Genomic DNA, 15,346 nt, shown 5'->3' on the forward strand with positions numbered 1-15,346 from the left:
CACCTCATGGCCGACTCATGGACCTTCGCCGTGGCGCGCGACGACCTCGGGCAGACCACACTCGTCGATGGCACGCCGCCCACCGTGGCCGACGGTGAGGCGCTGCTGCGGGTGGACCGGGTCGGCCTCACCGCCAACAACGTGACCTACGCGGTGCTCGGCGACGCGATGCGGTACTGGCAGTTCTTCCCGCCGGTCGGGCTCGGGCCACAGTGGGGCCTGCCGCCGCTCTGGGGCTTCGCCGAGGTGGTCACGTCGACGGTGCCGGGCGTCGAGGCGGGGCAGCGGGTCTACGGCTATCTCCCGCCCGCGGGCCACCTGCTGGTGCGGCCGGACCGGGTGGACGCGTCCGGGTTCCGTGACGCGAGCCCGCACCGGGCCGAGCTGCCGTCACCGTACAACGCGTACCGACTGACCACCGGCGACCCGGCGTACCGGCCCGACCAGGAGGATCTGCTGATCCTGTTCCGGCCGCTCTTCTTCACCTCGTTCATGCTGGCCGACCAGGTTGTCGACAACGACTGCTACGGCGCCGAGTCGCTGCTGCTGTCGTCGGCGTCGAGCAAGACCGCGTACGCCGCCGCCTTCGAGCTGCGCGGGCGGGGGCCACGCCTGGTCGGGCTCACCTCGCCCGGCAACCTGGCCTTCACCCGTTCGCTCGGCTGCTATGACGAGGTCGTCTCGTACGACGACATCCGCGCCCTGGACGCCGTCGCGTCCGTCTACCTCGACCTGTCCGGCGCGCCCGCGACCCGGGCCGCCCTGCGTCGGCGCCTCGGTGACCGGCTCGTCCGGGACATCGCGGTGGGCCTCACCAACCAGACGCCGAACGCCGACGCCGCCGAAGAGGTGTTCTTCGCGCCGGTCCAGATGCGCAAGCGCGGCCAGGACTGGGGCCGTGCCGGGCTCGACAAGCGGTTCACCGAGGCCTGGCAACGCTTCACCGCGGTGGTGGCCGGGTGGCTCGACGTCCAGGTCGGCGCCGGGCCGGAGGCCCTCCAACGCGCCTGGCTCGACGTCCTCGCCGGTCGTACGCCGCCACGGGTGGGTCACGTCATCCAGTTGTGAGGCGGATCAGCCGCGCCGATCCTGGTCGTCGCCGGCGGTCGGGCTCTGCGGGGCCGGCTGCACCGCGAACGGATGGCGCAGCCGGCGCATGGCCTCCGCGCTGCCGTCGACGGTCACCGCCGACCCGTCGGGCCCGTCGGCGTTCGACGTGGCGAGGAACAGGGCCGATCGGCCGTTGTCGTTCGATGTCATGCAGGATCCTGTCTTCGATGAAGGAGTGCGTCCGGGCCAGGGCAACTCGCGCCGTGTGACCTCGTGACGGTGCGGCGCCTCACAGCGGCGCCCGATCAGGGTGTCTCGTGCACGGGCGAACGCCCGGCGACACCGACACCCCGCACCATACCCGCCGCCGTCGATCCGCACGCGCCGCCGGCGGTCCCCGGTCGCGACCGGCCCGCCGACGACGCAGAATTCTGTAATCCAACCTGTCGGTGCCAGTCTCCGAACGTGAGGGCGGTCAGCGCACACAGCGCGGGTCCGCGCGGATCAGCACCCGAGGAGTGACAGCCATGCCGTCAGCCGGTCGAGCACTACCCGATGTCGGGTTGGTCGTCGCGGCCCGACAGGGCGACCAGCGCGCCCTCGATGACGTCGTCGCGGCCTCGCTCCCGCTTGTCTACAACATCGTCGGGCGTGCGCTGCGCGGTCACGCCGACGTCGACGACGTCGTCCAGGAGACGTTGGTACGGGTGATCCGGCACCTGCCCGCGCTCAACGACCCGGCGGCGTACCGGTCCTGGCTGGTGGCGATCGCCATCCGCCAGGTGCGCGACTGGGAACAGCGCCGACGGGTCGCGCTCAACCGGGACGCCGGGCTCGACGCTATCCACAACGTGCCCGACCCCGCCTCCGACTTCGCCGGCATGACCATCCTCCGGCTCGGCCTCACCGACCAACGACGCGAGGTCGCCGAGGCGACCCGCTGGCTCGACCCGGACGACCAGGAGTTGCTCTCGCTGTGGTGGCTGGAGGAGACCGGCGAGATCACCCGGAACGAGGTCGCCGACGCGCTCAGCCTGTCGCCCGGGCACGTCGCGGTGCGGATCCACCGGATGAAGGAGCAGATCCAGAGCGCCCGCGGCGTCGTCCGCGCACTGCGTGCCCGCCCTGGTTGTCCGGACCTCGAGGCCGTTACCGTCGACTGGGACGGCACTCCCAGCCCGCTGTGGCGCAAGCGACTGGCCCGACACGTCCGCGACTGCGCGTTCTGTGGGCGGCTGGGCTCCAGCCTGCTGCCGATCGACAGGTTGCTCGCCGGACTGCCGATGCTGCCGTTGCCGGCCGGCCTCGGCGCCCACCTCCCGAGCGCGGCGGCGCCTGCCGGGCACCTGCCCTCGACGGCCGGGCACGCCGCCGGGCACCAGTCTCCGACCGCCGGGCACGCCGCCGGGCCGAGTCCGGCCGGTGGGGTGCCCACCGACGCGGGCGGCGGCCCGAGCGCTGTCGACCTCGCGGTGAGCCGGCCTCGTGGCCTGCTGCCATCCCTCGCGGCCGGGGTGGCCGCGGCCGTCCTCGCCATCACCACGGTGGTCGTGATCCTGCCGGAGGATCCGCCAGCACCCTCGTGGGCCGCGCCGCCGTCCGCGGCGCCCACCGCCGTCGCCTCGCCGAGCGGCGCGCCGTCGCCGAGCGCACGACCCTCGTCGAAGGCTCCGGTGGCCCCGGCGGTCAGCTCCGCGCGCAAGGGCGTCGGGGTGTGGAACTTCGCCGGGGCCAGTCAGGCGCTGGCGAACTCGAAGGCCGGCTGGTACTACACGTGGGGCACCCAGCACCCCGGGATCAGCACGCCGCGGGGCGTGACGTTCGTGCCGATGATCCGGGGCGCGGAGAACGTCACCCCCGCCGAGTTGGCCCGGGCGAAGGCGGCGGGGCCGGATCTGCTCACCTTCAACGAACCGGACCTGCCCGAGCAGGCGAACATGACAGTCGAGCAGGCGCTGGACCTGTGGCCGCAGCTGATGGCGACGGGCAGCAGGCTGGGTAGCCCGGCGGTCGCCTGGGGAGGGCCGGATCCGCAGGGTTGGCTGGACCGGTTCATGACCGGCGCCCAGGCCCGGGGCCACCGGGTCGACTTCATCACGCTGCACTGGTTCGGGGCCGACTTCACAAGCGCCACCGCTGTCGACCAGCTCCGGCAGTATCTGCAGGCGGTCCACCAGCGGTACCGGAAACCGATCTGGTTGACCGAGTTCGCCCTGATCCGCTTCGACGGAGGCCGTCAACAGTTCCCCAGCCAGGAGCAGCAGGCGGCCTTCCTCACCGCGGCCACCGCCATGCTCGGCCGACTGTCCTACGTGCAGCGGTACGCCTGGTTCGGCCTGCCCGCCACCGACCAGGACCGCTCCGGGTTGTTCAGCGACGGCACCGAGGCGACAGTGGTCGGCCGCGCGTTCCAAGCCGCCCGTTGAGCGGGGGGACCGGGATGAACGAGCACCACGGACGCCGCACGTTCGGCGCCCACGCCTGGCGGATCGTGGGCGTCGCCGTGACCCTTGTCGCGACGGCGCTGACCGTCGGTCTCACCCGGGGTCGGGGCAGCTCCGACCACCCGTCCACAGCCCCGTCGGCCGCTCCGGTGACGACCGCGCCCGTGCTGCTCAACGGCACCGATGACGCCTTCATCCAGCTGCTGATCCCGATGAACGAGGGCGCGCTCGCGTTGATCGACCACCTCGACACCCGGCCGGCGGACGCGGGTCTGCGGGCCCTTGTCGACGACGTTCGGGTGGCGCACCAGGGTGAGTTGCGGGACCTGCGAGGGCTGTTGGCCGCCGGCAACGTTGCGGAACTCGACATCCACGAGGGGCACCAGATGCCCGGCATGGTCACCGACGAAAGTCTCGCCGAGCTGCGGGGCGCGCCCGACGCCGAGGTGCCGTCCCGGGCGGTTGCGCTGCTCCGGGCGCACCTCGCGCAGACGGTGTTGCTGTGCCGGGGTGAGCAGACCGCCGGTGGAAGCCCGGAGTTGAAGGCGCTCGCCGGCCGGATCCAGCAGGCCCGAGCCGCCGAGCTGAGCGCTCTGGACCGTCAGGCCGGCGTCGGGTGATTCGCCTCGAAGCGGGCGCGGGTGAGGAACGCGAGTTGGGCCCGCTTGTCCGGCATGTCGATCTCTGAGTCGAAGGTGAAGCCCTCGATCTCCAGTCGGCGTAGGGCGAGGTGGTTGCGGACATCCGGCTCGACGACGATCCGCTGCGCGGCCGGGTCGCGGAACAGGAAACGAGCAAGGGCCGGCGCGACGGCGTTGGCGAGGCCGCGGGCGATCCGCCGGTCGGGGCTGAGCAGCAGGTGCATCCCGACGTCCCCGGGCCGCACCTGGTAGCGCTCGCCGACCGGGTCCGCCTCGGGTTGGTAGGTCTGGAAGAGACCGACCGGCTCCGCGTCCACCATGATCAGGTACGCGTGGTGCGTCGGCAGGCTGTCCACGAAGGCGTAGACGTCGCGGACCTCGTCGAGGGTGTGTGAGCCCATGCCCCAGAACGAGTTACGGGGTTGGGTGACCCAGCCGTGCAGGAGGGCGGCGTGCCGGTCGGGGACCACTGTCAGCAACGACAACTCACCGAGACCGGCGACTTTCTCCAGGTGCGTCATCGGGCGCTGTCCTCTGTTCCATCCGGGGCGTAACTTAGGTTAACCTCCCCTAACCAAGGATGACCTTACCTGGAGGGGTGCGTGAAACGGAACTGGGAGGCCCTGGTCCTCAAGGCCATGGGCGGCCGGGACTTTCGGTTGACCGTGCTGGGCACCGAGTCCATCGACGGGCACTACCAGCGGCTGCTCCTCGACGGAGGCGGTCTGCTGGAGGCGTGCGGGGTGCACCCCACGATGTGGATCCGGCTGTGGTTCGACAACGACGGGCGGGCCCACCAGCGCGCGTACACGCTTGTCGACCCCGACCCGGCCACCGGCCGGTTCGCGCTCGAATTCGCCATCCACGACGGTTGCGCCGCCCGCTGGGCCACCACGGCCCAGGTCGGCGACACCATCACCGCGACCGTTCAGGGCAGCGCGTTCGAACTGCCCGACCCCGCGCCCGAACACCTCTACCTCGTCGGTGACGCCGCGTCCCTGCCGGCGGTGAACAGCCTGCTCGACGCCGGCGCCGACATCCCGGCCACGGTCTGGCTGGAGTACGCCCACGAGGGCGAGAAGGCGCTCGCGCTGCGCACCCGCGAGCACCACGACGTCACCTGGGTGCCTCGGCGCGACGACGGTCAGCACCTCGTCGACACGGTGTGCGAGGCCCTGCCGGCCAGCGGCGCGGCCCACTACTGGGTGGCCTGCGAGGCCGCCAGCACCCGTGGCATCACCCGACACATCCGCCGGACGTTGGGCGTCGACAAGGACCGGTTGACCTCCCTCGGCTACTGGAAAGCCGCATGAGAGGCCGGCTCGGCACGCTGACCGCGCTGTACGTCACCCAGTACCTCGGCGTCGGCTTCATCACCGTCGGGTTGACCGCCATCCTGCGCGACGGCGGCACCTCACTGGACACCCTGGCGCTGTTGCAGGTCGTCGGTCTGATCTGGCCCATCAAGTTCCTCTGGGCGCCACTCCTCGACCGGTACGGCTCGCGGCACCGCGGCCACTACCGATCCTGGTTGCTCGTGCTCCAGACCGCCCTGGTGCTCGCCCTGCTGGCGCTGCTGCCGTTCGCCGACCCGGCCGACGCGCTCGGACCGATCATCGCGATCTGCGCCGCGTACGTCTTCTTCTCCGCCACCCAGGACATCGCCGTGGACGCCGTGGCCGTCCGGATGCTCGCCGAGTCGGCCCGGGGCACCGGCAACGGCATCCAGGTCGCGGCCAGCTACCTCGGCAACCTGCTCGGCGGCGGTGCCTGCGTCCTGGTCTACGACAGGTTCGGCTGGGCGTCGGCGATCGGTCTGCTGGCCGCGATGACGGCGGTCGGCCTGGTTGTGGTGTGGCGGTTCCGGGAGCCGCCGCGGACCGACCGGGTGGCGCGGGTGGGCACTGCCTACCGGGCGTTGCTGTCGGTGTTCGGCCAGCCGGGCTGCCGGTGGTGGACCTTCGGGGTGGTGCCGCTGGTCTACGTCGGCGCGGGAATGGCGTACTCCCTGGTGACGCCGGCCCTTGTCGACGCGGGCTGGTCGTTGGGCCGGATCGGCGTCGTCACGGGCGTGGTGACAAGCGCTCCAGCCATCGTGGCGGGGCTGGTCGCGGGGTTCGGGGTCGGTCGCTTCGGGCGCAGCGGTGTGCTCGTGGTCGGCGGGGTGGCCCTCACGGTGTCGACGTTGCTGCTGTTGCCGCTGATGAACGGCAGTGCGCCGCTGGCGGCGACGGTCGCCGCGCTCTGCTGTTTCATGGTGGCCTACACCGTCGCCAACGTCGTGCTCTACACGGTCAACATGGACTACTCGCGCCCCGACACCGGCGGCACCGACTTCACAGTTCTGTCGTCGTTCGGCCTGGTCTGCTCGTTCGTGGCGGCGTCCGTCGGTCTCGCGGCGGCCGACCGGGTCGGCTACCCGGCGGTCGCGGTGGCGGCCATCGTGCTGGTGGCCGCCGGGGTCGCCCTCGGGCTCGCGCACCAGCGGCGATTCCCGCACCGGCCCGGTCCCGTCGCCGACCCGGTCGCGGAGCGGCCGGCGGCGGACGGCGTGCGGGCGGCGGCGTGACCGCAGCTCGTCGCGCCGCTCGACAAGTAGGGACAGACCACACCGTATCCGTCTAATAAGGATAGGCTACCCTAATCACGACATCGGGTAGTCGACGGAGGCGGTATGAAGATCTACCTGACCGCGCTCAACCCCACCGACGCCGTCCTGGAAGGGTTCCTCCCGGCGGCGGCGTCGCTGGGGCTGTCGGCCACCGTGCTGACCGACCGGCCCACGGACTGGCCGGCGGACGTCCCGGTGACGCGCTGCGCGGTCCGGGACGCGGCAGCGGTCGTCGCGGCGACGGCACCGACCCGGCCGGTGGCGCTACTGTCCAACAGCGACCATCTCCAGGAGGCCACCGCGATCGCCGCCCGAAAGCTCGGCCTGCCCGGCAAGGACCCGGACGCCGCCCGTCTCTGCAAGGACAAGGCCGCGGCCCGGCGGGCAGTCGCGGCTGCCGGCCTCGATCTGGTACGCACCGTCACCGTCGACCCCGCAAGCGCGCCGGAGGCGCCGGCCGGGATGTTCCCGGCGGTGGTCAAACCCCGCGAGGGCGTGGCGAGCGAGGACGCGTACCTGGTGGTCGACCAGACCGAGCTGGCCGCCCGGGTCGCCGAGATCCGGGGGCGGCGGCCGGAGGTGGCCCTGGTGGTGGAGGAGTATCTCGCCGGAGAGCTGCGGACCTTCGAAACCCTCGGCGACGGCAGCGATCTCGCCTCCCTCGGCGGGTGGCGCACCGGCCTCGGTCCGCCACCCACCTTCACCGAGGAGAGCCTCGCCTGGTCACCTCCGACCGCGCCGGCGAGCACCCAACTGCGGGCGTGCCTCGACGCGCTCGGGGTCGGCTTCGGCGCCTGCCACACCGAGTACGTCGTCTCCGGCGACGGCCGGGTCCGGCTCATCGAGGTGAACTACCGCCTCATCGGCGACCGGATGGACCTGATCCTCGCCGAACTGCTCGGCGTCCCGCTGTTCGAACACGTCATCCGCCTGCACCTCGGCGAGCCGGTGGCCGCCCTCGGCCTGCCCGCCACCGTCGACAGGTACGCCCAGGTCGAGTACGTCTGCGCGGACCGGGCGGGCCGGCTCACCGCCGCACCGGGTCCGCTGGACACCGGGCACGGCGACGTCCGGCTGGGCTGCCGTCCGCTGCGCGCGGTGGGCCGCTTCGCCGAGCACACCGGCACGAACCGCGACTACCTGGCCGTGCTGCACGCGATCGGCCCGGACCAGGACAGCGTCCGGACGTCGTTGGCCGCCTTCCGCGGCGGTCTTGAGTGGACCATCGTCGAGTGAGCGACGACTGCGAGCGGGAGGTGTTCAGCCGGGTGCTCGACGCCCTGCTGCGCGAGGACCACCTCGGTCTGCTCAGCACCGGCCGGCCGGACGGGCCGGACTGGTGGCAGGTGCCGCACCCCGCCGGCCTGCTGCGCATCCCGGTGAGGGTGGACGGCTTCCAGCAGGCCCTGCGCAGCGCCGCGCCGACGGTGCTGGTGCTTGCCGACGGCGCCACCCACCGGACGGACACAGTGGCCGGGCTGCTGACGCTGCTCACCCCACGGGACAACGCCGAGGCGGCCGCCGGCTGGCGGGACTTCGACGCCGAGTGCCGCGCCGACCTCCGGGCCCGGCGGCTCGCGGCCCGGCACCGACCGCGGGTCCTCGCCGAGGTGGCCGACGCGCGTGCGAGCACCCCGACCGGTCTGCCGGGGGCGCTCCTGGACGACGTGCTCGCCGCCCACCACGGCCACCCCGTCTACCCCACCGACCGCTGCCGGCACGGTCTCACCGACGACGAACTGCTCCGGTACGCCCCGGAGCACGCCCCGCGTCTCACGCTGCGCTGGCACGCCGCACCCGCCCGGGACGTCCGGCTCGCCGGTGAGCTGCCCGACTGGTGGCCGCGCGCGCCGCGACCGGATCAGCTGCTGCTGCCCGTGCACCCGATCACCGCCGCCCGCGACGCGCTACCTGTGACGGACCGGCCGGCGATCTCCGTGCGGCCCACCCTCTCCATGCGCACAGTGGCGCTCGACCACGACCCGTACCTGCACCTCAAGCTGCCGTTACCAACCGCGAGCCTCGGCGCCCGCAACCGACGGACCCTGCACCCGGGCTCGCTCGCCGACGGCGCGACAGTCGCCGCGCTGCTCGACCGGACCGCCAACGCCGAACCCGCCTTCGCCGGGCGGATCCGGCACGCCGACGAGAGCACCTGGGCGCACGTCGACGGCGACGAGCGGCGCGGCTTCCTGCTGCGCCGGTTTCCGCGCGACCTGGCCGGGGTCCAGGTGGTGCCGGTCGCGGCCCTCGCCGCCACCGACCCGGTCGCGGGCACGGTGCTGGCCCGGATCAGCCCCGAACGACCCGAAGAGGTGCTGGAGTCCTACCTGGACCTGCTGCTCGACTGGCACGTCTTCCTGTGGTTACGCCACGGCATCGCCCTGGAGGCACACCCGCAGAACATCCACCTGCTGGTGCACCCCGACGGCACCGTCGGCCTGCTCTACAAGGACAACGACGGCGCTCGACTCGACCCGCGGCACGGTGGCCCGGGCGGGCTCGCCCTGCACGACGACCGGATGTGGGCGCGCGATCCGCAGGAACTTGCCGACGTGTTCATCACCATCACCCTGCACCTGGCCGCCGCCGCGCCGCTCGTCGCCCTGGCCGCCCGAGGGCTGCCCGTGCCGTCCCCCGTCGAGGCGCTGACGCCCCGGCTCTCCGCCGCCCGGGACCGGTGGGGCGACGGGCCGGCGGCACGGACCTTCACCGAACAGGTCCTGCGCGCCGCCCAACTGCCCATCAAGGCGATGCTCACCGCCGGCACCCTGCTGCCCAAGCAGCGGCTGGGCTGCACCGACATCAACAAGTACTACCTGCGTACCGGCCCGAACTACCTCCGGGAGACACGATGACGAGCGTGCGGTTGCGCTCCCGGCCGGCCACCGCCCCCGGCCAGCTCGCCGACCTGGCCGCCGCCCACGCCGTCTTCGGCTGCCTGATCCGCGAGCTCGCTCCGCCGGACGGCGCCCGGACCGTTGTCGACGGTGCCGCCCGGGTGCTGCTGCGACACCTCCACGTCACGCTGCGCTGCGCCGTCGCGCGGGCCGCGCCGCTCGGCGCGCACCGCTACGCCGGCCCGGTGCAGCGGACGACCGACGCCGGACGCTGGGAGGACCTGGACGCCGACGGGCTGGCCGCGCTGGTCGCGGCGGAACTCACCGCCCGCACCGGCCTGCCGAACGACGAGTTCGTCGAGCAGGTCCGGGCCAGCCGGGACACCGTGGCCCGGCTGCTTGCCGACCGACCGAGCGCGGATCCCACCCCCACCGGGGAGCCCGCCATCGACGCGTACGTCGACTCGGAGCAGTCACTTGTCTTCGGCCACCCGCACCACCCCACCCCGAAGTGGCGCAGCGGCGACCCGGAGCGCTGGCGGGCGTACGCGCCGGAGCTGCGCACCTCGTTCCGGCTGCGCTGGCTCGCCGTACCGGAGGACCTGGTCGCCGGCGCCGGGCCGTTCGATCCGCTCGTGGCCGCCCTCGACCCGCCCCGGCCGCCACGCGGGCACCGCGTCCTGCCGGTGCATCCCTGGCAGCTGTCCCTGCTGCCGCCCACCCACCCACGGCTGCGTGACCTGGGCGAGGCCGGCGTACCGGTGCGGCCGACGGCGAGCGTGCGCACCCTCTACGCCCCGGCGGCCGACCTGTTCGTCAAGACCAGCCTGCACGTGCGGATCACCAACTGCCTGCGCAAGAACGCCCGGTACGAACTGACCGGCGCTGTCGCCCTGACCGACCTGCTGTCCCGGGTGCCGCTGCCGGACGGGGTCGGGCTGCTCGCCGAGCCCGCCTACCGCACCGTCGACGTCCCGGGCCCGGACGAGGCGTACGGGACGATCCTGCGTACCGGCCTGCGGCCGCACCTGCGACCCGGGGACACCCCGATCCTGGCGGCGGCGCTGGCCGCGGAGCCGCTTGCGACACCGGACCCGGTGGCCTGGTGGCGGGCGTACGTCGAGCTGCTGGTGCCGGCGGTGCTGCGGTGCTGGCTCCGCCACGGCGTGGTGCACGAGGCGCACCTGCAGAACGTGGTCGTCGTGCTCGACCGCGACCGCCGCCCGGTACGCATGCTGCTGCGCGACCTGGAGGGGGTGAAGCTCGCCGCCGACCGGTGGGCCACGTGGCCGGACGGCGTCCCGGCACAGGTCCGCTACGGCCCCCGGGACGCCCGCCGCCGGATCGTCTACTGCCTGTTCGTCAACCACCTCGGCGGTATCTGCGGGGCCCTCTCCGACGCGCGGCCGGGCATCGAACGGCGGCTGTGGCAGGAGGTGCGGGCCGTCGTCGAGGCGGTCGCCGCCGACCTCGACGATCCGCCCGAGCTGCGCGCGCTGCTCGACGGTGAACCGTTGGTGGCCAAGGCCAACCTGCTGGTCCGGTGGCGGCGCGACGCGGACCGGGCCGCACCGTTCGTGCCGGTGCCCAACCCGATGGGCCGGCCACTGTGACCCGACCGGTCTACGTCCACGACCTCGACGCGCTTGCCGCGCACGCCGGCGCCATCCGGGCGGCGCTGCCCCGCCCGGTCGAGTTGCTCTACGCGGTCAAGGCCAACCCGGACCCCGGCGTCCTGCGGACCCTCGCCCCGGTCGTCGACGGGTTCGAGGCCGCGAGCCGGGGCGAGCTGCGGAGACTGGCCGAGGTGCTGCCGGGCCGCGCCCCCGCCGCGTACGCCGGTCCGGGGAAGACCGACGCGGACCTCGCCGCCGCCCTGGCCGCCGGGGTGCGCCGCATCCACGTCGAATCGCCCGCCGAGCTTCGGCGACTCGGCGCGCTGGCCGCCGCCTCCGGCCGGTCCGCCCAGGTGCTGCTGCGGGTGAACCTGCCCGTCGACGCGCCCGGTGCGAGCCTGCTCATGGGTGGCGGGCCCAGCCCGTTCGGCATGGACCCGGCCGACGCGGTGGAGTGCGCCAGTCGACCGCCGGCCGGCATCGACGTCCGCGGAGTCCACGCTCATCTGGCCAGCGGGCTGGACGCCCCGCTCGCTGCCGCGGTCGCCGCCGCCGTGGTCCGTTGGGCGGCAGCCGAGGTCGGCGCCGTCGAGGTCGACGTCGGCGGGGGCATGGCCGTCGACTACGCCGACCCGGAGGCGCGATTCGACTGGGTTGGCTACGGCGGAGCACTGGCCGACGTCCTCGAGGCGCACCCGGGGGTGCGGCTGCGGATCGAGCCGGGCCGGTCGGTGACCGCCTACTGCGGGGCGTACCTCACCGAGGTGATCGACGTGAAGCGCTCCTACGGCGAGTGGTTCGTGGTGGTGGCCGGCGGCACCCACCACCTGCGCACACCGGCGGCGAAGGGGCACCCGCAGCCGTTCACCGTGCATCGGCGGCGCGGGTCCGGGGCGGTACGCACCGACGGCGGGCCGGTCACCGTGGTCGGGCAGCTCTGCACCCCGAAGGACGTGCTGTCCCGGTCGGCCACCGCCGGGCCGATCGGCGTGGGTGACGTGCTGGCCTTCGCGATGGCCGGCGCGTACGCCTGGAACATCAGCCACCGGGACTTCCTGCTGCACGAGCCGCCGTTCTTCCGCACCGGTGACCCGTTCCGGGTGGCCGCCGAGTGGGCTGCCCGACCCGACGCGGTGGTGCTGCGAGGTCCGTAACGCCCGCCGACGGGGGGAACGCCTCGACGAGCGATCGTGGCCCACTTCTGGCACGGTGAGTAGGACGGGACGAGTCGCCGAGTCGTCGGTGACTGCCGTATCGAGGAGGTTGTGTGGACTTCACGCTGTCGACGCGGCAGGGGCGGATCGGCACCGTGGTGGAGGTCGCCGGCGACCTGGACATGAGCACCACGCCCGAGTTGCGGGACCAGCTGCGCCAGTTGGTGGAGAACGGCGTCCAGACGGTGGTGGTCGACCTGACCGGTGTCGGATTCATGGACTCCAGTGGCCTGGGCGCGCTCGTGGTCGCCTACAAGGACCTGCGGGAGCGGGGCGGCTCACTCGCCCTGGCCGGGGTCGACCGCTCGGTCCGCACGGTGTTCTCGATCACCTCGGTGGACCGGGTCATCGACCTCTTCGACACGGTGGACGACGCCGAGATGGCGGCGCGGGCGGTGTCGTGACCGTCCCCGCTAGGGGAAGGCGCTGGCGCGGGCGGTGTCCGCGCCGGCGGTGCTCGACCGCGAGCCCCGGCCCCCGTACCAGTCGATGATGAGCAGGGTGGCGTCGTCGGCCAGGACCGGCCCGGCGATTGCCAGCACCGCGTCGGAGAGCGCCCGGACGGCCTCGCGTGGATGCAGGTGGGAGATGCCGAGCAGGGCGGTGGGCAGGTCCAGGTCGGCGGCGTTGCGTTCGCGCATCCCGTCGGTGACCATGACCAGCCGGTCACCGGGCAGCAGGGACACCGCACCGCTGCGGTAGCCCTCGTCGGGGAACATGCCGAGCGGGAAGTTGGCGGGCAGTTCCAGCGGCACGGCCCGGCCGTCCCGGACCAGCATCGGCGGAACGTGCCCGGCGTTGAGCAACTCGCACCGCCCGGTGGCCAGGTCGATGCGGCCCAGCACGGCGGTCACGTAGGCGCCGCGCACGTTGGCGTGCTCGGCGACGGCTCGGTTGGCTGCCTCGGCCTGGGTGATCAGGCTGTCGCCGCGGCGACGGGTGTTGCGCAGGCTACCCACGCCGAGGGTGGCGGTCAGCGCGCTGGCCACGCCGTGGCCCATCGCGTCGGTGACGCTGACGTGCAGCACGTCGCGGGCGACGCTGTAGTCGAACGTGTCCCCGCCGACGCTGGCGGCGGGCTCCAGCCAGCCGGAGAGCGCGAACGTGCCGGCCTCGCAGGTGAACGAGGCCGGCAGCAGACGGCGTTGGATCTCGGCGGAGAGCGTGAACGGGGTGCTGCGTTGCCCCCACTCGAACAGGTCGGTGTGCCGGCGGTTGGCGATGACCACGAACGCCAGCGCGTGCGCGGTGCGGCCGATCCGCCCGAGCATCGCCAGGTCCGGCTCGTCCGGCAGGTCGATCTCCAGCAGGCCGATGGCCTCGCCGCGCTCGGTGACGGGTGCGAGCACCCGGCACCCATCACCACCGGGAAGAATCCGCACGGTCTGCTGGCGCAGCGTCTGCTCGTAGGGCCCGCCGTCGAAGGGCAGAACCTCGGCCGCCTCCGCGCCCTGCCGCCGGCCGGGGTGGCCGGCATCTGTCTGGTGCGTCAGCCGGACCAGGGCTCGGCCACTGAGATCGGCGATGAGCAGCGAGACGCCGAGGGCGTGCAACGCCTTGCTGATCTCGCCGGTGACGGCCTGCACCGCCTCGACCGGCGCGGCTTCCTCGGCCGCCTGAAGCATCCCGGTCAGCATGGCCTCCTCGTTGTCGTCCACCGATCGAGCATAGGCAACCACCGGAGTGCCGACATCTTTTACTCAGTCGGCCCCCACCGTTGCGGCCACCTTCTCGTCGCCCGGCTGCCGCTCCTCGGAGGGCAGTAGCGCCTCCGCGAGCAGGATCAGCAACGAGATGGCGGTCAGCGCGCCACCCAGCAGGAACCCGGCCCGCGCGTCGAACGGCCCCAGCAGCAGGCCACCGAAGAGGGCGCCGAGCGCCACGCCGATGTTGAACGCGGCCGAGTTGGCCGCGAACCCGATCTCGGTGCGTCCGGGCGCCACCCGAAGGATCCGTGCCTGCGTGGCCATGAAGACCGGCGCCGCGGAGCAGCCCAGCACGGCCAGCAGGACCACGACCGCTACCTGGTTTTCGGCGAAGATGCCCAGACTGAGCAGGGCGAGCGCCTGCACCCCGACGGTCAGGAGCAGTGATCCCCGGGGCATCCGGTCCAGCAGTGGTCCCACCGCCACCACACCCGCGGTGCCCGCCGCCCCGAAGACGAACAGCATCGTGCCGACGGTGTTCGCGCTGAATCCGGACAGGTTGGTGAGGAAGTCCGTGATGTAGGTGAAGCCGGCGAACATACCGGTCACGGACAGCGCGGTGGTGGCGATGACGATGCCGAATCGACGTCCGTCCGGGTGGGAGCCGAACGCGCCGTGGCTCTCCTCGGGCCGGCTGGTCGGCAGCAGTGTCGCGACGACGACCAGGGCCACCAGGGCCAGCGCGCTGAGCACGAAGAACGGCACCTGCCAGCGGCTGTGCTGGCCGAGCCAGGTGCCGGCGGGAACGCCAAGCACCGTGGCCAGCGACCCGAAGACCGACATCACAGCGATGACGCGGCCACGGCGCTCCGGGGAGAAGAGTCCCACCGCCGTGGGGCCGAGGACCGCCCAGAACAGCGCCTGCGCGATCGCCGTCGTCACGCGGGTCCCGAACAGAATCGGGTACGACTTGACGAGCACCGAGGCGAGTGTGCTCAGCACCAGGACGACGAGCAGCCCGCTGAGGACGTGCCGGCGCGGCATCCGCCGGGTCAGATATGCCAGGGGCAGGGAGAACAGCGCGACGGTGAGGCCGTAGCCGGTGACGAGGAAGCCCGCCGACGGCAGTGACACGTCCAGATCCGTCGAGATGAGGCTCAGCAGACCAATGGGCAGGTTTTCCGTGGTGTTGAAGACGAAAGCCGACAGGGCCAGTGCCGCCAGGACTGTGACCCGGCTCCAGAGCGTGGACCGCATACGGTGAGAGCTCCTCTCGAATTTCTG

At 72.9% G+C, this 15,346-nt stretch carries 14 protein-coding genes; 10 read left to right on the plus strand and 4 right to left on the minus strand.

The annotated features are described in order from the left end of the window. The first annotated feature begins 6 nt into the window (after positions 1-6). Positions 7-1,068, plus strand: coding sequence for a DUF2855 family protein (locus tag ACQPWW_RS03120; protein WP_433128930.1), 1,062 nt, complete (start codon positions 7-9; stop codon positions 1,066-1,068). 6 nt (positions 1,069-1,074) lie between these two features. Here the strand turns inward: ACQPWW_RS03120 and ACQPWW_RS03125 are convergent, their stop codons facing one another. After that, positions 1,075-1,260 carry a hypothetical protein gene (locus tag ACQPWW_RS03125; protein WP_433128932.1) on the minus strand — a complete coding sequence of 62 codons (186 nt, stop codon included), beginning with the start codon at positions 1,258-1,260 and terminating at the stop codon, positions 1,075-1,077. 317 nt (positions 1,261-1,577) lie between these two features. Here ACQPWW_RS03125 and ACQPWW_RS03130 point away from each other — a divergent pair, with 317 nt between their 5' ends. Continuing rightward, positions 1,578-3,476 carry a sigma-70 family RNA polymerase sigma factor gene (locus ACQPWW_RS03130; RefSeq protein WP_433128934.1) on the plus strand — a complete coding sequence of 633 codons (1,899 nt, stop codon included), beginning with the start codon at positions 1,578-1,580 and terminating at the stop codon, positions 3,474-3,476. 14 nt (positions 3,477-3,490) lie between these two features. Continuing rightward, positions 3,491-4,114, plus strand: a complete 624-nt coding sequence (locus tag ACQPWW_RS03135; RefSeq protein WP_433128936.1) for a DUF305 domain-containing protein — start codon at positions 3,491-3,493, stop codon at positions 4,112-4,114. On the opposite strand, the gene ACQPWW_RS03140 is transcribed toward ACQPWW_RS03135, so the two are convergent. Next, entirely contained in the window at positions 4,096-4,656 is a 561-nt protein-coding gene (locus tag ACQPWW_RS03140; RefSeq protein ID WP_433128938.1) for a GNAT family N-acetyltransferase, read from the minus strand. The genes ACQPWW_RS03135 and ACQPWW_RS03140 overlap by 19 nt on opposite strands. An 81-nt stretch (positions 4,657-4,737) precedes the next feature. On the opposite strand from ACQPWW_RS03140, the gene ACQPWW_RS03145 reads away from it, so the two are divergent. The 7 genes from ACQPWW_RS03145 (at position 4,738) to ACQPWW_RS03175 (ending at position 12,820) form a co-directional block, all read left to right on the plus strand. Then, positions 4,738-5,448: a siderophore-interacting protein gene (locus ACQPWW_RS03145; protein ID WP_433128940.1), complete on the plus strand. Its 711-nt coding sequence runs from the start codon at positions 4,738-4,740 to the stop codon at positions 5,446-5,448. Beyond that, positions 5,445-6,704 (plus strand): MFS transporter, encoded by a 1,260-nt coding sequence (locus tag ACQPWW_RS03150; RefSeq protein WP_433128942.1) that lies wholly within the window; start codon positions 5,445-5,447, stop codon positions 6,702-6,704. Before ACQPWW_RS03145 ends, ACQPWW_RS03150 begins: the two co-directional genes overlap by 4 nt. A gap of 105 nt (positions 6,705-6,809) precedes the next feature. Further along, positions 6,810-7,982, plus strand: a complete 1,173-nt coding sequence (locus ACQPWW_RS03155; protein WP_433128944.1) for an ATP-grasp domain-containing protein — start codon at positions 6,810-6,812, stop codon at positions 7,980-7,982. Beyond that, positions 7,979-9,604: an IucA/IucC family protein gene (locus ACQPWW_RS03160; protein WP_433128946.1), complete on the plus strand. Its 1,626-nt coding sequence runs from the start codon at positions 7,979-7,981 to the stop codon at positions 9,602-9,604. Before ACQPWW_RS03155 ends, ACQPWW_RS03160 begins: the two co-directional genes overlap by 4 nt. Next, positions 9,601-11,199 carry an IucA/IucC family protein gene (locus ACQPWW_RS03165; RefSeq protein WP_433128948.1) on the plus strand — a complete coding sequence of 533 codons (1,599 nt, stop codon included), beginning with the start codon at positions 9,601-9,603 and terminating at the stop codon, positions 11,197-11,199. Before ACQPWW_RS03160 ends, ACQPWW_RS03165 begins: the two co-directional genes overlap by 4 nt. Continuing rightward, a complete protein-coding gene (locus ACQPWW_RS03170) occupies positions 11,196-12,356 on the plus strand; it encodes an alanine racemase (protein WP_433128950.1) in 1,161 nt (386 codons plus the stop codon). The genes ACQPWW_RS03165 and ACQPWW_RS03170 overlap by 4 nt, the downstream gene beginning before the upstream one ends. Positions 12,357-12,469: 113 nt before the next feature. Further along, positions 12,470-12,820, plus strand: coding sequence for an STAS domain-containing protein (locus ACQPWW_RS03175; protein ID WP_433128952.1), 351 nt, complete (start codon positions 12,470-12,472; stop codon positions 12,818-12,820). A 9-nt stretch (positions 12,821-12,829) separates the two neighbouring features. Here the strand turns inward: ACQPWW_RS03175 and ACQPWW_RS03180 are convergent, their stop codons facing one another. Together ACQPWW_RS03180 and ACQPWW_RS03185 are read right to left on the minus strand one after the other, a co-directional pair. After that, entirely contained in the window at positions 12,830-14,074 is a 1,245-nt protein-coding gene (locus tag ACQPWW_RS03180; protein WP_433128954.1) for a PP2C family protein-serine/threonine phosphatase, read from the minus strand. Positions 14,075-14,116: 42 nt separating this feature from the next. Then, a complete protein-coding gene (locus ACQPWW_RS03185; RefSeq protein ID WP_433128956.1) occupies positions 14,117-15,319 on the minus strand; it encodes an MFS transporter in 1,203 nt (400 codons plus the stop codon). Between the last annotated feature and the right edge of the window lie 27 nt (positions 15,320-15,346).

The organism is Micromonospora sp. CA-240977 (genome assembly GCF_050942285.1).
GTDB lineage: Bacteria > Actinomycetota > Actinomycetes > Mycobacteriales > Micromonosporaceae > Micromonospora.